Raw genomic sequence first — 20,293 nt, forward strand, 5'->3', positions numbered from 1 at the left:
CAATAAATGTCAATTATTGAAATGAGAGATGTTGTCAAAAAATATGACAATGGGACAACAGCCCTGCGTGGTGTGTCCATTGAAGTAGAGCCAGGAGAATTCACCTACATTGTAGGACCTTCTGGAGCTGGGAAATCAACTTTTATTCGATTATTGTATCGTGAAGTGAAAGTTGATAAGGGAAGTCTGCAAGTTGCTGGCTTTAATCTTGCTAAAATTAAAAAACGTGATATTCCAATGTTGCGTCGTAATGTTGGCGTCGTTTTCCAAGATTATAAATTGCTACCCAAAAAGACGGTGTATGAAAATATCGCTTACGCCATGGAAGTTATCGGTGAGCGTCGTCGCAATATTAAAAAGCGTGTTATGGAAGTGCTGGATTTGGTTGGTTTGAAACATAAAGTTCGCTCTTTTCCAAATGAGTTATCAGGTGGTGAGCAACAACGGATTGCCATTGCACGTGCGATTGTGAACAATCCTAAAGTTTTGATTGCCGATGAACCGACAGGGAATTTGGATCCAGATAATTCGTGGGAAATCATGAATCTACTGGAGCGAATTAACCTGCAAGGGACGACTGTTCTAATGGCGACCCACAATAGCCAAATTGTAAATACTTTGCGTCACCGCGTTATTGCCATCGAAAATGGTCGTGTGGTGCGTGATGAAGCAAAAGGAGAATACGGATACGATGAATAGTAGATTTTTAAGTCACCTGCTTGAATCGCTCAAAAGTTTGAAGCGAAATGGTTGGATGACAGTTGCTGCAGTCAGCTCCGTGATGATTACACTAGGGTTAGTCGCAATCTTTGTGTCAGTCATTTTAAACACGGCGAAGCTAGCAACAGATATTGAAAATAATGTGCGAGTTATGGTCTATATGCGACCAGATACAGCAGACAATGAAGAGACCATTACAAAAGAAGGTCAAACAGTCAAAAATGAGGACTACCATAAGGTATATGATGCCCTCAACAAAATGTCAAATGTGAAATCAGTAACATTTTCTAGCAAGCAAGAACAATTAAAGAAACTAACAGAAGTCATGGGTAAAGATTGGAAACTCTTTGAAGGAGATGCCAATCCCCTGCATGACGCTTATATTGTCGATACAACTGACCCCAAATACGTTACCTCTGTAGCAAGCAATGCGAAGAAAGTGGAAGGGGTCTCTGAAGTAGAGTACGGTGGAGTCAATACAAAACGTATTTTTGCGTTAGCTAATTTTATCCGTACGTGGGGAATTGTAGGAGCGCTCCTCTTAGTCTTTATTGCTGTTTTCTTGATTTCAAATACTATTCGGATTACGATTATTTCGCGCAGTCGTGAAATTCAAATCATGCGTCTAGTGGGAGCAAAAAACAGTTACATTCGAGGTCCGTTCTTGTTAGAAGGAGCTTGGATTGGCTTGCTTGGAGCAGTTGTTCCAGCTGGCTTGGTCTATTTTATTTACGAAATGGCCTATAAGTCATTTAATCCATCTCTTGCTAGTCAAAATCTTTCAATGATTGTACCCAAAACCTTTATTCCATTGATGATTTCTTTCCTTTTTGTAGTAGGAATTATCATCGGAGCATTTGGCTCGGTTCTCTCAATGAGACGATTCTTGAAAATTTAAAAAAGAAGTGATAATAAAAACCCTATTGAACCCTGACCCGAAAGTTAGATAGAAAAACCTAACTTTTGAGACGCAGTTCATTTAGGGCTTTTTTAATGCAAAAATGGATTAAACATTTTTTCATGAACAATGGTGGTTTGAGGACCATGCCCAGGATAAACATCATAATCAGGCAAGGTCAGCAACTCGTTTTTGATGCTAGAAATGAGTTGTTCTATATTTCCAGTATAGAGGTCCGTTCGACCAATTGATTCGCAGAATAAAGCATCGCCAGTTAAAACAAAGTGCTCGTTAGGAAAGATGATTGAAACACCACCGATTGAATGTCCTGGTGTTGGTACGACGTAAAAATAAAAATCATCTAGACTGTAAGGACTATGATAGTCAAAAAAGACATCGGCAGGCTGGAGAATGATGTTATCAATATCTTGGTGGCGAGCTAGTCCAGATAGATTATACTCCGGAGTGTAAAGCCAAGTTGCTTCACTTTCAGCGACATAGACAGGTGGATGTCCAAAATGTTGACGAACTAAATCAACACTCATAATATGATCGTAATGAGTATGGGTCAGCAAAATAGCTGTAATTGGCTTATTGATTTCTTGGATTTTTGTTGCAATTTTATCCCAGTCACTACCTGGATCAACTACGATAAGGTGATGCTCATTTTCTAAATAATAAGTATTTTCGTATGCTTGAGCGTTTAAAGTTTTATGAATTGTTATCATGAGAACTCCTTTCACTTCATAGTTTAGCAAAAAATATGAAAAATGACATAAAAGAAATATCAAGCTATTTATCAAGGGAAAATAAGGCATAAAACGTGATACGAAATAGTTGGATTTATGGTATAATTTTTCTAATATGACACAAGAAAAAAGAAAATATGCTGTGGTAGATTTAGAGGCGACGAGTGCCAGCAGCAATGCAAAAATTATTCAAGTCGGGATTGTGCTGATTGAAAATGGTCAGATTGTCAAAACTTATGAAACCGATGTGAATCCTCATGAAAAGTTAGATCCGCATATTCGCCAATTGACAGGATTGACAGATAAGCGATTGAGAAAGGCGCCAGACTTTTCTCAAGTGGCTCGTGAGATTTATGAGTTGATTGAAGATGCCATTTTTGTGGCGCATAATGTGAAATTTGATGCTAATTTATTAGCAGAAGCTCTCTTTTGGGAAGGATTTGAATTGGTGACTCCGAGGGTAGATACGGTAGAGCTTGCACAAGTCTTTTTCCCAACGTTTGAAAAATACAATCTAGGAATATTATGTGAGCAGTTAGATATTCCTTTGAAACATGCGCATACAGCACTTGCGGATGCCTCAGCAACGGCTACATTATTTTTAAAAATACAAGAAAAAATTCAAAAACTTCCAAAAGAATTGGTAGAGTATTTGTTGAAATTTTCGGATAGTTTGATTTACGAATCACGCTTAGCGATAGAAGATGCTTTTAACCAAATGTCGGACATAACTTGCCGTGATTTGATGAAGTGGCAGGGAATTTTTCTTAGAAAAAGTAAAAAAATCCAAAAAGCGAGGAAATTGTCCAAAAATTTCACTCATAACATCAATTTGCTGGATTTAGAGGAGCGAAAAGAACAAGATGAGTTTGCACATGATGTGGAACAGGCTTTGAAAAGTCAGCAACCAAGTTTTTTACAAGCTCAGACAGGTTTAGGCAAGACCTATGGTTACTTGCTTCCTGCTTTGGCTCAAACGAGCAAGCAAATTCTGGTAACAGTTCCTACGAAAGTGTTGCAGGACCAGATTGTGGCAAATGAAGGACAAAAGTTAGAAGAAATCTTTCATCTTTCTGTTCATAGCTTGAAAAGTCCTGCCAATTATTTGAAGCTTGACTTCTTTTATGACAGTTTGCAGCGGGTAGATGACAATCGTTTGGTCAATCGTTGCAAGATGTTGCTTTTAGTTTGGCTCACAGAAACAGAATCTGGTGATTTGGATGAAATTGGTCAACGACATCGCTATCAGACCTATTTTCAACAGGTGCTTCATGATGGAAAATTGAGCAAAAAATCCCTCTTTTATGGTGCAGATTTTTGGCAAAAAGGTCAAGAAAAGTCCAAACGCAGTCGTGTATTAGTGACCAATCATGCTTATTTTTTGACGCGGTTAGAAGATGATAAATCCATTGTGGAGAATCGGCTTTTGATTGTGGATGAAGCTCAGAAGTTGTTTTTAGTTTTGGAAAATCTCTCTCGAAAATCCCTCAATATGACAAAATGCTTGCAACAAATTCAATCGGAACTTGAAACAACAGATACCATTTTGCAACGTCGGTTAATAGAGGATATTCAATTTGAATTGACTCATGCAGTGGAACAATTTCAACGCTACAAGAAAAATGAGCTAACGAAAGAAACTTGTTCCAAACTCCGACAAGATTTATCAGAGTTAGATCAAAGCTCTCTTGCTGATTTACGCACTATTTTTGCCACAAAATATGACCAGTTCTGGTTAAAAGAAGAGCAGTTCGATGATTATCGAGTGACGATGTTGGAAGCCGCTTGCCTAGAAGTGCTAGATTTTCGAGCTTTGCTGCCTGAAGAGGTTCAAGTCTTATTCGTTTCAGCCACGCTTGAAATCAGTAAAAAAGTGCATTTAGCGCATTTACTTGGTTTTGAAAATGCGCCATTTTATCAGTTACCACAAAAGCAGAAACATCAGCAGAAAATATGGTTGGATAAGAATTTTCCAAATGTTGTAGACTTGGATGTGGACATTTATGCAGAATTGATTGTCAAATGGGTTCATAAATTAGCTACTCAGGAAGTTCCACTTCTCGTTTTATTCACATCGAAAGCGTTGTTGTTAGCTGTTTCGGAACGTTTGCGCTTGCCACACTTAGCCCAGTATAAGAATGGTGAAGCGGCTAATATTAAACGACGTTTTGACAGAGGGGAAAGCAGTATTTTATTGGGGTCGGGCAGTTTTTGGGAGGGAACAGATTTCTCTAGTCAGAAGCAAATGATTGAAGTCATTACACGGATTCCATTTGATAATCCGAGCGATTTCTTTACGCAAAAACTCAACCGCAAATTGCGGCAAGAAGGCAAGAATCCTTTTTATGATTATAGTTTACCTGTTGCGATTTTACGCCTAAAACAGGCTTTGGGACGTACAATTCGACACCAAGAGCAGCAGTCAGCAGTCGTCATTTTAGACAATCGCATGTTAACCAAACGTTACGGACGGCAAATTCAGACAGCCTTGGAAAAAATTGCTCCAATATCCGTCACCAGTATGAAAAAAATTCCAACAGAAATTGAGCAATTTTTGAAGAAGAAGGAAACGGTGTAATTTTACCCCATTAGAAAACTCAGTTCACTTTTTAACTGAGTTTTTTGCTAAAAATGGTAATTTCCTCTGCTGCTAGTTTTAAATTTTGTTATAATAGAAACACAAAGAAAGAAGGTTCGATATGTATCAAAAATATCTTCCAGGACTTAGATTTGCATTTGTACTAGCAACAGTAGCAACGGTTTTGGGAAATTTATTCCCCTTGATTGGCTCTAGTGTTTTTGCCATTCTTTTGGGAATTCTAGCTAATAATCTTTTTCATATAAAGAAGATTTATCATGCTGGTCTAGCTTATTCAGGTAAGAAATTACTGCAATATTCCATTATTTTGCTGGGGTTTAGTATGTCCATTGGTCGGGTTTCTGCTACAGGCATCTCCTCTTTAAAAATTAGCATTTTAACTATACTGATTGCTTTTATTTCAGCTTATGTGGTAGGACGTCTGCTGGGAATGGGCAAAGTTCTAACTACTTTAATTGGATTTGGAACGGCTATTTGTGGTGGTTCTGCCATTGCAGCAGCTTCGCCGATTTTAGAAGCAAAAGATGAAGAGATTGCTTTATCTATTTCCACAATTTTCTTTTTTAACATTTTAGCGGTCTTTATTTTCCCTTTTTTGGGACATCTCATGCACATGAATGATGTAACATTTGGAACGTGGGCAGGAACAGCTATCAATGATACATCATCTGTTGTAGCAGCGGGTTATACTTACAGTCAGTCAGCAGGAGATTTAGCAACGATTGTGAAGCTCAGCCGTGCTTTAATGATTGTACCAGCCTGTCTTATCTTTGCAGGAGTCCGATATGTACGCTCAAAAAGCAGTCATCAAAAAGTTAATTTAAAGAAAATTTTTCCTTGGTTTATTTTGTGGTTTGTCATGGCGTCTATTGTTACTAGTGTTGGGATTTTTCCAAGTTCGCTCGTTCCTGCAACGAAGTTCTTGTCACAATGGCTCATGGCAATGGCTCTTGCTGGAATTGGTGCGAGAGTATCCTTTGGGCAATTTAGAAAAGCAGGTGCAGCGCCACTATTGACAGGAGCCTTTGCTTGGTTCGCGGTTGCTGTATCTAGCTTAATCATTCAATACTTTTTCTCATAAAAGTGCTTTAAAAGTGACTGACATTTATTACGTATGTTGGAGGAGATATGCCTTATCAAAAACGCTCGATTGATTCGCGAGTGGATTATAGTTTAATATTACCAGTATTTTGTTTGCTTTTCATTGGCGTTATGGCCATTTATATTGCTGTTAGTCATGATTATCCCAAAAACGTTTGGCCAATTGTAGGGCAGCAGATTGCTTGGATTGCTCTAGGGACAGTTATCAGTTTGGTTATCATGCTATTCAATACAAAATTTCTTTGGCAAATAACGCCATACTTATATGTATTTGGCTTAGTGTTGATGGTGCTTCCGCTCATTTTTTATAGTTCAGAATTAGTCGCTTCAACAGGAGCAAAAAACTGGGTGACTATAGGGCGTGTGACCTTGTTTCAACCGTCTGAATTTATGAAAATTTCTTATATTCTGATGCTGTCACGAGTTGTTGTTAATTTTTTACAGCGCTATAAAGATAGAGAGCGAACGGTTCAATTGGACTTCTTCCTGATTTTTGAGTTAGCCCTTTATACCTTACCCGTTCTGATTTTATTGGTATTGCAGAGTGACCTAGGGACAGCATTAGTCTTTATCGCAATCTTTTCAGGAATTGTCCTCTTATCAGGTGTGTCTTGGAAAATCATTGTACCAGTTGTTTTGACCGTTCTGGTTGTAGGCGGTGGCTTTTTACTTATCTTCATTTCAAAAGACGGGCGAGCTTTTTTGCACCAAATTGGGATGCCAACTTATCAGATCAACCGTATTTTGGCTTGGCTGAATCCGTTTGACTACGCTCAAACCACTACTTATCAACAGGCACAAGGTCAAATAGCAATTGGTAGTGGTGGTCTCTGGGGACAAGGGTTTAATGTATCCAATCTATTGGTGCCTGTACGTGAAAGTGATATGATTTTTACTGTCATTGCAGAAGATTTTGGTTTTGTCGGTGCAACGATTGTGATTGCCTTGTATCTGCTCTTGATTTATCGCATGCTAAAAATTACGCTGAAATCAAATAATCAATTTTATACATATATTTCAACCGGTTTCATCATGATGCTGCTCTTTCATATTTTTGAAAATATCGGAGCAGTAACAGGGATTTTACCTCTAACAGGGATTCCGCTTCCATTCATTTCTCAAGGTGGATCTTCCATTATTAGTAATTTAATCGGGGTCGGGCTCTTACTTTCAATGAGTTATCAAAATAATCTCACAGATGAAAAAAAGATACGCTATCCTCAAAGACGTAAAAAAGTGGTTTTAAAACGATTAAAATAAAGGAGAAGAAAAATGACAAAAGTAGCTGTTATGTTAGCCAATGGCTTTGAAGAAATTGAAGCATTGACGGTTGTGGATGTTCTTCGCCGTGCAGGAATCCTATGTGACATGATTGGATTTGAAAAAGCGGTAACAGGTTCTCATGGTATTTCAGTTCAAGCAGATAAGGTTTGGACTGGAAAGTTAGAGGATTATGACTTAGTGGTACTGCCGGGAGGAATGCCTGGTGCGACAAATTTGCGAGATGATGATCGTTTGATGTCAGCTCTACAAAAGATGCAGGAAGAAGGCAAGTGGATAGCTGCCATTTGCGCAGCACCGATTGCACTCAATCGTGCAGGTATTTTAAGGGACAAACAGTTTACCTGTTACGATGGTATCGAGTCAGATATTGATTCTGGCATTTATATCAAGCAAACCGTCGTTGTTGACGGGAAAGTGATTACTAGCCGAGGACCTGCAACTGCTCTAGCTTTTGCTTATGAGTTGGTTCATCAGTTAGGCGGAGACAGTGAGCAGCTTGCAACGGCGATGCTTTACAATGATGTTTACGGTGATTGATTGTCTATGATACTAAAACTTATTTGGAATGATCCAAGTAAGTTTTTTTATGAAAATTCATGTCTAAAATAGGCTTTCCTATCTGTTTTAACAGCAATTTTTTACAAAAATATGTTATAATAAAAAGTATGGATTATCAAGATTATATTTGGGATTTAGGAGGGACTCTCCTCAATAATTACGAGACGTCAACGGCTGCATTTGTAGAAACGTTAGCTGGTTTTGGGATTCAAGCTAATCATGATGATGTTTATAAAGCGCTGAAGATTTCCACTCCCTATGCAGTTGCTCAATTTGCGCCCAACATTCCTGCATTTTTACAAACTTATAAAGTGAATGAAGCAAGAGAGTTAGCTCATCCAGTATTATTTGAAGGTGCTGCAGATTTGCTCAAGAATATCGTTGCACAAGGAGGGCGTAATTTTCTGATTTCTCATCGGAATGATCAGGTTTTAGAGATTCTTGATAAAACAGGGATTTCAGGCTACTTTACAGAAGTGGTGACTTCTAATCGTGGTTTTAAGAGAAAGCCAAATCCTGAGTCAATGCTTTATTTAAAAGATAAGTATCAGATTGAGAATGGGTTAGTCATCGGAGATCGTTCAATTGACACAGAAGCGGGTCAATCAGCTGGCTTTGCAACTTATCTCTTTGATGATATGGAAAATCTCAAGAAATTTATAAAAATATAGAAAAGGAATCGTATGTCAGAAGAAAATAAAGAACTGCAAGCACAAGATTATGATGCCAGTCAAATTCAGGTTTTAGAAGGTTTGGAAGCTGTCCGAATGCGTCCAGGGATGTATATTGGCTCAACTTCAAAAGAAGGACTGCATCATCTTGTTTGGGAAATTGTAGATAACTCAATTGATGAGGCATTAGCTGGTTTTGCAACACATATTCAAGTGTTTATTGAGAAAGATAATTCGATTACCGTTGTTGATGACGGTCGTGGAATCCCTGTAGATATTCAAGAAAAAACAGGTCGTCCTGCGGTAGAAACTGTCTTTACCATTCTTCATGCTGGAGGAAAATTCGGCGGTGGCGGGTACAAGGTATCTGGAGGATTGCATGGTGTCGGATCTTCCGTGGTTAATGCTCTTTCTACTCAACTTGATGTTCGGGTTTACAAGAACGGTCAGATTCATTTTCAAGAATACCGTCGCGGGCACGTCGTAGCGGATCTGGAGATTATCGGCGAGACTGATCGCACAGGAACAACTGTTCATTTTACACCAGACCCAGAAATCTTCACAGAAACGGTTGAATTTGATTTTGAAAAATTAAATAAACGGGTGCAAGAACTAGCATTTTTGAATCGTGGCCTGCGAATTTCTATTACCGATAAACGGGAAGGCTTGGAGCAAACAAAAGATTACCATTATGAGGGTGGGATTGCTAGCTACGTCCAGTATATCAATGAAAATAAAGATGTTATCTTTGAAAATCCGATTTATACAGACGGAGAAATGGATGATATTACTGTTGAAGTAGCTATGCAGTATACAACAGGCTATCACGAAACTGTCATGAGTTTTGCAAATAATATCCACACTCATGAAGGTGGGACGCATGAACAAGGTTTTCGTACAGCGCTCACACGTGTCATCAATGACTATGCCAAGAAAAATAAGCTTCTGAAAGAAAATGAAGACAACCTGACTGGTGAAGATGTCCGTGAAGGATTAACAGCTGTTATCTCTGTAAAACATCCTAACCCACAGTTTGAAGGACAAACAAAGACGAAACTTGGAAATAGTGAAGTTGTTAAAATTACTAATCGTCTCTTTAGCGAAGCTTTCTCAGATTTCCTTTTGGAAAATCCTGCGGTTGCTAAGAAGATAGTAGAAAAGGGAATTTTGGCGTCCAAGGCTCGGATTGCAGCCAAGCGTGCACGTGAAGTGACTCGCAAGAAATCAGGTCTTGAAATTTCAAACTTACCAGGTAAATTGGCAGATTGCTCCTCTAATGATCCACACGAAACAGAATTGTTTATCGTGGAAGGAGATTCAGCTGGTGGTTCAGCCAAGTCTGGTCGAAATCGGGAGTTTCAGGCTATTTTGCCAATTCGCGGTAAGATTTTAAATGTTGAAAAAGCTAGCATGGATAAAATTTTAGCCAATGAAGAAATTCGTAGTCTCTTTACCGCAATGGGAACAGGCTTTGGAGCGGATTTTGATGTGAGCAAAGCTCGTTATCAAAAATTAGTCATTATGACCGATGCCGATGTTGATGGTGCGCATATCCGAACCCTTCTTTTGACGTTGATTTATCGTTATATGAAGCCTGTTTTGGAAGCAGGTTATGTCTATATTGCTCAACCGCCTATTTATGGTGTGAAAGTCGGCAGTGAAGTGAAAGAATACATCCAGCCCGGAGCCAATCAAGAAGAAGAGCTACAGTTGGCATTGGAGCGTTATTCTGAAGGGCGTTCTAAACCAAGTATTCAACGTTACAAAGGCTTGGGAGAAATGGACGACCACCAACTTTGGGAAACAACGATGAACCCAGAACATCGCTTAATGGCGCGTGTCTCAGTCGATGATGCAGCAGAAGCGGACAAGATTTTTGATATGCTAATGGGTGACCGTGTAGAACCTCGTCGTGAATTTATCGAAGAGAACGCCGTATATAGTACATTGGACGTTTAAAAAAATCTGAAAAAATTCACATTTACCAAGAAAATTATGATATAATAATCATGATTATTTTCAAGTAATATTTTGAAGGAGTTTTACATGTCTAACGGACTAATCGTACTAATTATAGTGATAGCAGTTCTCTTGATTGTTGCTTACATAACTGCTGTCTTATTAAGAAAAAGAAATGATGCCTTGCTTGCTAAGTTAGAAGATCGCAAAGAAGAACTTTATAATCTTCCTGTAAACGATGAAGTTGAAGCGGTTAAAAACATGCATTTGATTGGACAAAGTCAAGTGGCTTTTCGGGAATGGAATCAAAAATGGGTTGATCTTTCTTTAAATTCTTTTGCAGACATCGAAAATAACCTCTTTGAAACGGAAGGTTACAATAATTCGTTTCGGTTTCTAAAAGCAAAGCATGGTATTGATAAAATTGAGAGCCAAATTGACTTGATTGAAGAAGATATTACTGCTATTCGCAATGCACTTGCTGAATTAGAAAAGCAAGAGTCTAAAAATAGCGGTCGTGTCTTGCATGCTTTGGATTTATTTGAAAAGTTGCAAGTGTCTGTGGCAAATGATACAGAAAGTTATGGTTCAGCGCTTCCTGAGATTGAAAAGCAATTAGAAAAAATTCAATCTGAATTCTCTCAATTTGTAACTTTAAACTCATCAGGAGACCCTGTTGAAGCAGCGGAAATTTTGGATAAAACAGAAGATCACATCCTTGCTTTAACGCATATTGTTGAAAAAATCCCAGAGCTTGTATCAGAATTAGATCAAAAGTTACCAGAACAGTTGGAAGATTTGGAGTCTGGTCATCGCAAATTACTGGAATCCGGTTATCATTTTATTGAAACTGATATTGAATCTCGCTTCCAACAGCTGCATACTAGTTTGAAACGCAACAGTGAAAACATTGCCAGTTTAGAATTGGACAATGCACAATATGAAAATACGCAAATCCAAGAAGAAATGGATGCTTTATATGACATGTTTAATCGTGAAATCAAGTCACATAAAGTAGTTGTCAAATTAGTTAATAGTTTACCAGGTTATTTAGGTCATACAAAAGAAAACAATCAAAATCTTTTGACAGAGATTGCCCGCCTTTCAAAATTGTATCTCTTGACAGAAAGCGATACGAATCATGTTCGTCGACTTCAAAGTGAACTTTCTAGCTTAGATGATGTTGTTTTAGAAGCGATTGAAGATTCTTCAGAAAGAAAACAAGCTTATTCTGTTCTTCAAGAAAATCTTGAAACCATTCAAAAACGTGTGAAAGAAATTGAAGATGAGCAGTTAGTGTTGAGTGAAAAATTGGCTAAAATTGAAAAAGATGATGCCAATGCTCGACAAAAAGTTAACATTTATATCAACAAATTGCATACGATTAAGCGTTATATGGAAAAACGCAATTTGCCGGGTATTCCACGGAGCTTCCTGACCACTTTCTTTACTGCAAGTGATAACACAGAAGCTTTAGTAGCAGAATTGGAACAGTATCGTGTCAATATTGAATCAGTAAATCGTATGTTAGAGATTTTGACAAATGATATGAATGAACTGGAAAATGAGACTTACCGGATTGTTGAAAATGCTACTTTGACAGAGCAATTGTTACAATATTCAAATCGCTATCGTTCATTTGATGAAGGAGTTCAAACTGCCTTCAACCGTGCACTAGAGATTTTTGAAAATGAGTTTGATTATCAAGCATCGTTTGAGGAGATCTCGCAAGCATTGGATGTAGTAGAACCTGGTGTAACCAATCGTTTTGTTACATCGTATGAAAAAACGCGAGAAAATATCCGATTTTAAATTAAAACAATAAAGAGACAAGGTTTCATTTCCTTGCCTCTTTTTATTATGTTCTTTTCGTCAGTATCGTGATGTTCGGTATAAAATTGGCGACTAAAGCAGACGGTCGTGCTCCCTAATACAATTACTTGCAAATGAATAGAATCTGGGAAGATGACATATAGACAACAAAAAATCCCAACCATAGGCGATTGGGATTAGTCTCTTAAGAAGAGATTAATGAGTAAAAGCAACACAAACACCTTCTGGAACAAAGAAATCATGTGATAATTCTGTTAATTTTCCTGTTTCTGGGTCACGTTTGAAGACAGTCGCATTGTCTGAGTCTTGATGGGCTGCGATAATATACTGTTGATCTGGTGTAATATTAAAATCACGTGGATTTTTTCCATTAGTTGGTACGAATTCTACAAGTTCAAGTGTTCCATCTCCTGCTACTTTGTAAACAGCGATTGAATTATGCCCGCGGTTGGAGCCATAAAGGAAGCGACCGTCAGCAGATAGGCGAATAGCAGCTGTTCCATTAAATTCTGAAAAGTCTTCTGGTAAAGTGGAGATGGTTTGCAGGCGTTCAAATTGACCATCTCCATCGTAAATTAAAACTTCAATAGTAGAGTTTAATTCACAAATAAGATAAGCAATTTTGTAGTGAGGGTGGAACACAATATGACGTGGACCAGCGCCAGGTGTCGCATGATAAGTTTCTAATCGATTTAGGCGTCCATAATCACTAATTTCATATGTCACAACTTCATCAGTTCCTAAATCACACGTAACCAGATACTTATCGGGTGTTAAATCTGCAAAATGCACATGAGCAGCAGCTTGGTTTTCATGAGGACCGTAGCCGATATGAACATCAGAATCAACTAATTTAAGGCTACCATTTTCTTGTCGTCTATAAACTAATACTTGTCCTTTATGGTAGTTTGCCCCGTAGACAAGGCTTCTTGCTTCATCTACACTCACATAGCATAGAGGAGCACCTTCGGCCACAACGTGATTGAGTAACTGTCCCGCTTTATTAAAGGCTGCAATGCCTCCCTCACCGTGTTCAGTTCCGACAGAATATAGGTTCTGTTGCTTGTCAAAAGCTAAATAAGTAGGATTTGGCTCTTTTGCAATAAGTGTTAAATTTGCCAGTTCTCCTGTGCTAGTATCAAAATCAGCTTTGTAAATTCCTTCTGAGCTACGACGTGTATAAGTTCCAAAATAAACTGTTTGTGTCATCATTCACCTCGAAATATTTGATACTTTCATTATAACACAAAAAGAGATGAAATGGTTTTCACAAATGAATGCTGCTGTCAGTTTTATGATGAAAAAATAGATAAAAAATAGATTCGAGATAGGATGGGAACAGATGACTTTGATACAATAAAAATAGATTTGCGGGTGGTGGCGCTAACAATCAGGGTTGTCTGTTTGACTTCTGAAAAATGTTTAGTTTTTTGGGAAGAAAGTTTTTATCCTGCATCACGGTTCAATCTTTGTAAGTTCACTATTTTGTTGTATAATAAAAGTAATCTTTACATTGATTAGCAGTCATTTAATTTTATATCTATATTTTAAGGAGTAAGAAATGCATAAGATTTTAGTAGTAGAAGATGACACTACGATTAATCAAGTGATTTGTGAATTTTTGAAAGAAAATCATTATGAGGTGACACCAGTTTTTGACGGGGCAGAAGCCCTACGTGAATTTGAGGAAAAATCGTTTGACCTCATCATTTTGGACGTTATGTTGCCCTCTATAAGCGGTCTGGATGTGTTGAAGGAAATCCGGAAGACGTCGCAGGTACCAGTTATGATGTTAACTGCACTAGATGATGAATATACTCAGCTGGTCAGCTTTAATCACCTTATCAGTGATTATGTTACCAAACCATTTTCGCCACTTATTTTGATGAAACGCATTGAAAATATTTTCCGGAGTACTGTGACAGAATCAGAGATTGTCGTTGGAGACTTGCGTGTTTCAATTGATGATTGTACCGTTTATTGGCAAGAAGAAAAAATGTCTCCTACTAAAAAAGAATATGAAATTATCCAAGCTTTAGCTAAAAGAAAAAATCATTTGGTGACGCGGGATCAATTGATGAATACAATTTGGGGTTATAGCGAACTGGATAGTCGTGTTTTGGATAACCATGTAAAAAATATTCGGAAAAAAATTCCTGGAATACCTCTTAAAACGATTACTGGTATGGGTTATCAACTTGGAGGAGAAGAAGAGTGAGAATTGCTAAAAAGCATTTTCTTTTGACAGGAACAATAATTTTTATTGTCGTGACAACGGTTTTAACAACACTCTATTTTGTGATGCCTGTTTATTATGAGCAAGTCAAGCATCGAGAAGCTAAAAGTGAGTTCTTTCAGATTGCTCAGCAAGTTCAAGGAAAACCGTCAGATGATATAGGAAAGCTTTTAAGTGACTACAATCGAAAGAATACACGCGTCTGGTTTAGTATATTAGATGCGAAAGGAAAACTTATTTATCCACATATTGATTTAGCTAATGAAAAGGGAGAATTCCAATTAACAATTTTACCTTCTGACATGAGTTTGAATAATCAAACTAAAAGTATGAGCAAGAAGATAAGAACGGCAGAAGGGACCACATTGACCTTACGTGGGGAATATTCGCTCCAACCAATATCGGATGCTACTTACGTGTTGTTAAGTCTTTATCCTTATATCTTATTCTTTTCGTTAACGTTAGGTGGTATAGTGGCTTTTCTTTATAGTCGATTTGCAACCAAACGCATTACAGATATTTCAGAGAGCACGCGAAAAATGGCAACTCTTTCTCCAGATGTGGCTTGTCCTGTCAAAGGGCGGGATGAAATTTCCACACTCGCTCAAGATATTAACAGTCTGTATAATAATCTTTTGACAAGTATTGAAGCGCTGCGATTGGAAAATGAGAAGGTTGCTGAAAGTGAACGGGAGAAAGCAGAATTTCTACGGATGACTTCTCATGAGCTGAAAACGCCGATTACCAGCATGATGGGAATTGTGGATGGTATGATTTATGGTGTTGGTGACTTCAAAGATAAAGATAAATACCTACATAAATGTCGTGAAATTTTGGAAGAGCAATCAAAACTTGTACAGTCTATCTTGGCAATTTCTAAAATTGAAATGCGGATAGAAGCGGAAGAGGAAGAATTTTCACTTAATCAGCTCTTGGAGGAAAACTTGAGCAGCTATAAGATGTTAGCTGATGTGAAAGGCTATCAATTTACTGTACAGTTAGAAGAGCTTCAAGTGCATGGCAACAAGACTTATTTGCTGAAAGCTATTAAAAATTTACTAGATAATGCTTTCCATTATACATTAGCCGGTGGAGAGATTCTTTTAATGATTGAAGACAATCAGTTAATCATTGAAAATGATGCGGAACATGTGTTGGATGAACAGCAAATCCAGCAAATATTTCAGCCATTTTATCGTCCGGATTACAGTCGTAACCGCAAAGATGGCGGAACAGGTCTGGGACTCTTTATCGTGCAACAGATTTTGGAAAATCATCATTTGCACTATCTCTTTGAAGCTGTTGATGACAAACGAATGCGGTTTACAATTTTTTTCTCAGATAAAGAAAGCTAAAAGTGGGAATCCGTTCATGATTTGAATGGATGACCGCTTTTTGTGTTTGACTCGGGCGCAAGAAGGAAATTCATAAAGGACTACCCTTTCTTCAAGAATTTTTTAGTGAAAAATGCTACAATGAGATAAATAAAGAAAAGGATGTCTGTATGGAACACAAAAAGAAGGATTTCAGCCTATCATGGTTTTTTCGGTGGTTTTTGGACAATAAGGCAATCACTGTTTTTTTGGTGACCTTATTGTTGGGGTTGAATATTTTTGTATTAAGCAAAATTAGTTTTATTTTTATTCCTGTTCTAGAATTTATCGGAGTTATCATGCTGCCGGTGATTTTAGCAGGGCTTTTGTATTATCTCTTAAATCCAATTGTAGATTTTATGGAGAAACATAAGATCAATCGTTTGGTCGCGATTACGATTGTCTTTATCTTAATTGCTTTGCTCTTAATTTGGGGATTGGCTGTGGCAATTCCAAGTTTGCAGCATCAGATAGTTAGCTTTGCCAAGAATTTACCAGCTAATTTGCAAAAGTCGAATAAAATAATTCAGGATTTTTTGGAAAATCGAATTTCTGATGATGTCAAGCCTCAATTAGAAGAGATTGTGAATAATTTTTCAGTTCAAGTGACGACTTGGGCAAGTAATTTTTCATCGAAAGCAGTGAATTGGGTAAGCACATTGATTAGTACGGCTTCGCAAGTGATTGTAGCCATTATCATCATGCCTTTTATCCTTTTTTATCTTTTGCGAGATGGAAAAAACTTAAAATCTTATTTGACAAAATTCATGCCAACTAAGTTTCGTGAACCAGTCGGACAAATTTTGACAGATGTCAATACGCAGCTTGCCAATTACGTTCGTGGGCAAGTAACCGTAGCTATTATCGTAGCGATAATGTTCATCATTTTCTTTAAAGTAATCGGGCTTCGCTATGCAGTGACACTTGGGGTGACGGCAGGGATTTTAAATTTGATTCCTTATTTGGGAAGTTTTCTAGCTATGCTGCCGGCTCTTGTTCTGGGGTTAATTGCTGGACCAATTATGCTCTTGAAAGTCATTGTGGTCTTTATTGTAGAGCAAACGATTGAAGGGCGGTTTGTGTCGCCATTAATTCTCGGTAGCCAATTGAACATTCATCCAATCAATGTTCTTTTTGTCCTTTTGACAGCGGGATCTATGTTTGGTATCTGGGGCGTTTTACTGGGAATTCCCGTTTATGCGTCTGCAAAAGTTGTGATTGCTGCTATTTTTAATTGGTATAAGAAAGTCAGCGGCTTGTATGAAGAAGAATTGGTAGATGAAACAGGAGAAGAAATTGAACAACAGTAAGAAAATGGTCGCTTCTTTGCAAAAGCAGGATTTGGCGCATGCCAATAAATATTTTGAAAGAGCTCTAACAAATGATACAGAGGAAGAATTACTTGAATTAGCCGACTACTTAGAAAGTATCGGCTTTTTCCCTCAAGCGAAGCGAATTTATGAAACATTAGCTCCTCATTATCCAGAAGCCTACATCAGTTTGGCGCAGATTGCTAGTGAAGACGGGCAAGTGGAAGAAGCGTTTGCTTATCTGGAAGAAATTACTTCTGATAGTGACTGGTATGTGACAGCACTCTTGGTCAAAGCTGATCTCTATCAAATGGAAGGCTTGCCAGATGTTGCAAGGGAAAAATTAGCCGAGGCAAAGCAATTATCTGATGAACCGTTAGTGACTTTTGGCATGGCTGAAATAGATTTTGAATTGGGAAATTTCAATCAAGCCATTAAGGAATACGCTAGCTTAGACAATCGCATGATTTATGAGCAGACGGGTGTTTCTACTTATCAGCGGATTGGTGTTTCCTATGCAAGTTTGGGAAAATTTGAAGTGGCGATTGAGTTTTTGGAAAAATCTTTAGAGATTGAATACGATGATGCTGTAGCCTTTGAATTAGCGACTATTTTGTATGACCAGAAAGAATATCAAAAAGCTAATCTATACTTTAAGCAAATTGATACGATTTCGCCGGAATTTGAAGGTTATGAGTATGGTTATGCTTTGTCGCTTCATGCAGAACATCAGACAGAAGAGGCATTGCGTCTTACGCAGCAGGGCTTGTCGAAAAATCCATTTGATACACGTCTTTTGTTGCTAGCTTCGCAGCTTTCTTATGAGTTGCACGATGAGCGAAAGGCAGAAGATTACCTTTTGAAAGCAAAAGATAATGCGGAAGACTTGGAAGAAATTGCATTGCGTTTGTCTAATCTTTACTTAGAGCAAGAGCGTTTTGATGAAGTTTTGAAATTTGAGGAGCAAGATATAGACAATGTACTGACTAAGTGGAATATTGCGCGTGCCTATCAGGCTTTGGAACAGACAACAGCAGCTTTGGAGCGATATCGACTGTTGCTCTCGGATTTAAAGGAAAATCCAGAATTTTTAGAGCAATATACTTATCTACTTCGTGAAATGGGAGATTTTGAAGAGGCAAAACACCAAGCAGAGCATTATCTTCACTTGGTTCCAGATGATGTGGAGATGCAGGAATTGTACAATAGTTTGTAAAAAGAGTAACAAGCACAATCCTATAAGACGCATGGGAATTATGATATAATGATGAGCGTGATATTCAGGAAGGATGAAGAAAATGACTGAAAAATTTGGTGCGGATTTGATTGTGGATAGTTTAATCAATCACAAGGTGGATTATGTATTTGGAATTCCCGGTGCAAAGATTGACCGTGTATTTGATACCTTAGAGGACAAAGGTCCACAGCTTATCGTTGCTCGTCATGAACAAAATGCTGCTTTTATGGCACAAGGAATTGGGCGGATTACAGGAGAGCCGGGTGTCGTGATTGCAACGAGTGGACCAGGTGCTTCAAACTTAGCAACGGGCTTGGTTACGGCGACCGCAGAGGGCGACCCAGTGCTGGCTTTGGCTGGTCAGGTCAAACGCTCTGACCTTCTTAAACGCGCTCACCAGTCTATGGACAATGCTGCACTATTTAAGCCGATTACTAAGTATTCAGTCGAAGTGCAAGACGGCAATACTCTGTCAGAAATCATTGCCAATGCTTATCGTCATGCCAAGTCAGGAATGCCGGGGGCAAGTTTCATTTCCATTCCACAGGATGTGGTGGATAGTCAGGTGCAAGTGAAAGCAATTAAACCGCTGACGGATCCGCAGCTGGGTTCTAGTTCTGTGGCAGACATTAACTATCTAGCGCAAGCGATTAAAAATGCTGTGTTGCCCGTTCTTCTCTTGGGGAATGGTGCTTCAAGTGCCAAAGTGACGGCTTCTATTCGTCAGTTATTGGAGCAAGTACAGTTACCTGTGGTGGAAACTTTCCAAGGTGCTGGAATTGTTTCACGTGATTTAGAAGAAGCTACTTTCTTTGGGCGTGTCGGGCTGTTTCGCAATCAGCCGGGTGACATGCTCCTGAAAAAATCTGACCTAGTCATCGCTATCGGCTATGATCCGATTGAGTATGAAGCGCGCAACTGGAATGCGGAAATTTCTGCCCGCGTCATTGTGATTGACGTAGAGCCAGCAGAGATTGATACTTACTTTCAACCGGAGCGTGAGCTGATTGGAGATATTGCAAATACTTTGGATTTATTGCTGCCAGCGATTAACGGCTATCAATTACCAGAAGGCTCGCGGGAATATCTGCAAGTGCTGCGAAATAAAATGGATGGTGATGTGAAATTTGACCGCAGCCAAACTGAAACAGGACGACTACACCCGCTGGATATTGTCGAAGTCTTGCAGGAAAATACGACAGATGATATGACAGTTACAGTAGATGTGGGTACGCATTATATCTGGATGGCGCGTTATTTCAAAAGCTATGAGCCACGGCACTTGCTTTTTTCAAATGGGATGCAAACGTTAGGAGTGGCATTACCCTGGGCAATCTCAGCAGCCTTGGTTCGTCCCAACACAAAGATCATTTCTGTGTCTGGCGACGGCGGTTTTCTCTTTTCGGCCCAAGAGCTAGAGACAGCAGTTCGTCTACAATTACCAATTGTTCATCTTATTTGGAATGACGGTCATTATAATATGGTAGAATTCCAAGAAGAAATGAAATATGGACGTTCATCTGGAGTAGACTTCGGAGCTGTTGATTTCGTTAAATATGCAGAGAGTTTTGGTGCGAAAGGATTCCGAGCAACATCTCCAGCAGAATTAACACAGTTGCTCCAAAAAGCCTTAAAGGAAAATGGACCGGTTATCATTGATGTGCCAGTGGATTACAAGGATAGCAGCACGCTGGGAGAAACCATTCTGCCAGATGAGTTTTATTAAATTGAAACTGGGAAAGGACTCGAAATTTTTAAAAGAGTT

Annotated in this window: 16 protein-coding genes; 14 read left to right on the forward strand and 2 right to left on the reverse strand. The window is 38.5% G+C overall.

From position 1 onward, the window contains the following. Window positions 1-6: 6 nt before the first annotated feature. Both ftsE and ftsX read left to right on the forward strand, forming a co-directional pair. Window positions 7-699 carry a cell division ATP-binding protein FtsE gene (ftsE, locus tag EL087_RS02770; RefSeq protein ID WP_003025346.1) on the forward strand — a complete coding sequence of 231 codons (693 nt, stop codon included), beginning with the start codon at window positions 7-9 and terminating at the stop codon, window positions 697-699. Further along, window positions 692-1,618, forward strand: coding sequence for a permease-like cell division protein FtsX (gene ftsX, locus EL087_RS02775; RefSeq protein ID WP_126406725.1), 927 nt, complete (start codon window positions 692-694; stop codon window positions 1,616-1,618). Before ftsE ends, ftsX begins: the two co-directional genes overlap by 8 nt. A gap of 92 nt (window positions 1,619-1,710) precedes the next feature. Here ftsX and EL087_RS02780 read toward each other — a convergent pair whose 3' ends face one another. Continuing rightward, window positions 1,711-2,346, reverse strand: coding sequence for an MBL fold metallo-hydrolase (locus EL087_RS02780; protein WP_126406727.1), 636 nt, complete (start codon window positions 2,344-2,346; stop codon window positions 1,711-1,713). A 136-nt stretch (window positions 2,347-2,482) separates the two neighbouring features. Here EL087_RS02780 and EL087_RS02785 point away from each other — a divergent pair, with 136 nt between their 5' ends. The 7 genes from EL087_RS02785 to ezrA all read left to right on the forward strand — a co-directional run bounded on the left by EL087_RS02785 (window position 2,483) and on the right by ezrA (window position 12,351). After that, window positions 2,483-4,945: a bifunctional DnaQ family exonuclease/ATP-dependent helicase gene (locus tag EL087_RS02785; protein WP_126406729.1), complete on the forward strand. Its 2,463-nt coding sequence runs from the start codon at window positions 2,483-2,485 to the stop codon at window positions 4,943-4,945. A 121-nt stretch (window positions 4,946-5,066) separates the two neighbouring features. Next, a complete protein-coding gene (locus tag EL087_RS02790; RefSeq protein ID WP_126406731.1) occupies window positions 5,067-6,047 on the forward strand; it encodes a YeiH family protein in 981 nt (326 codons plus the stop codon). 47 nt (window positions 6,048-6,094) lie between these two features. Continuing rightward, entirely contained in the window at window positions 6,095-7,327 is a 1,233-nt protein-coding gene (locus EL087_RS02795; RefSeq protein WP_126406733.1) for an FtsW/RodA/SpoVE family cell cycle protein, read from the forward strand. A 12-nt stretch (window positions 7,328-7,339) separates the two neighbouring features. Further along, window positions 7,340-7,888, forward strand: coding sequence for a DJ-1 family glyoxalase III (locus EL087_RS02800; protein ID WP_126406735.1), 549 nt, complete (start codon window positions 7,340-7,342; stop codon window positions 7,886-7,888). 128 nt (window positions 7,889-8,016) lie between these two features. Further along, window positions 8,017-8,580, forward strand: coding sequence for an HAD-IA family hydrolase (locus EL087_RS02805; RefSeq protein WP_003039960.1), 564 nt, complete (start codon window positions 8,017-8,019; stop codon window positions 8,578-8,580). Window positions 8,581-8,592: 12 nt separating this feature from the next. Beyond that, on the forward strand, window positions 8,593-10,539 hold the full coding sequence (gene gyrB, locus EL087_RS02810; RefSeq protein ID WP_003025329.1) for a DNA topoisomerase (ATP-hydrolyzing) subunit B: 1,947 nt from the start codon (window positions 8,593-8,595) through the stop codon (window positions 10,537-10,539). Window positions 10,540-10,626: 87 nt separating this feature from the next. Next, window positions 10,627-12,351, forward strand: a complete 1,725-nt coding sequence (gene ezrA, locus EL087_RS02815) for a septation ring formation regulator EzrA (RefSeq protein ID WP_070671176.1) — start codon at window positions 10,627-10,629, stop codon at window positions 12,349-12,351. A gap of 216 nt (window positions 12,352-12,567) precedes the next feature. Here the strand turns inward: ezrA and EL087_RS02820 are convergent, their stop codons facing one another. Further along, window positions 12,568-13,581 (reverse strand): lactonase family protein, encoded by a 1,014-nt coding sequence (locus tag EL087_RS02820; RefSeq protein WP_003039903.1) that lies wholly within the window; start codon window positions 13,579-13,581, stop codon window positions 12,568-12,570. 352 nt (window positions 13,582-13,933) lie between these two features. On the opposite strand from EL087_RS02820, the gene EL087_RS02830 reads away from it, so the two are divergent. The 5 genes from EL087_RS02830 to alsS all read left to right on the forward strand — a co-directional run bounded on the left by EL087_RS02830 (window position 13,934) and on the right by alsS (window position 20,254). Next, window positions 13,934-14,590 carry a response regulator transcription factor gene (locus EL087_RS02830; protein ID WP_003039913.1) on the forward strand — a complete coding sequence of 219 codons (657 nt, stop codon included), beginning with the start codon at window positions 13,934-13,936 and terminating at the stop codon, window positions 14,588-14,590. Continuing rightward, window positions 14,587-15,963: a sensor histidine kinase gene (locus EL087_RS02835; RefSeq protein ID WP_126406737.1), complete on the forward strand. Its 1,377-nt coding sequence runs from the start codon at window positions 14,587-14,589 to the stop codon at window positions 15,961-15,963. Before EL087_RS02830 ends, EL087_RS02835 begins: the two co-directional genes overlap by 4 nt. Before the next feature lie 149 nt (window positions 15,964-16,112). Next, window positions 16,113-17,291, forward strand: a complete 1,179-nt coding sequence (locus EL087_RS02840; protein WP_117644644.1) for an AI-2E family transporter — start codon at window positions 16,113-16,115, stop codon at window positions 17,289-17,291. Further along, window positions 17,278-18,507, forward strand: a complete 1,230-nt coding sequence (locus tag EL087_RS02845) for a tetratricopeptide repeat protein (RefSeq protein WP_126406739.1) — start codon at window positions 17,278-17,280, stop codon at window positions 18,505-18,507. Before EL087_RS02840 ends, EL087_RS02845 begins: the two co-directional genes overlap by 14 nt. Window positions 18,508-18,589: 82 nt before the next feature. Continuing rightward, entirely contained in the window at window positions 18,590-20,254 is a 1,665-nt protein-coding gene (gene alsS, locus EL087_RS02850) for an acetolactate synthase AlsS (protein WP_126406741.1), read from the forward strand. Window positions 20,255-20,293: the final 39 nt, after the last annotated feature.

Source organism: Streptococcus milleri (assembly GCF_900636525.1).
Lineage (GTDB): Bacteria > Bacillota > Bacilli > Lactobacillales > Streptococcaceae > Streptococcus > Streptococcus hominis.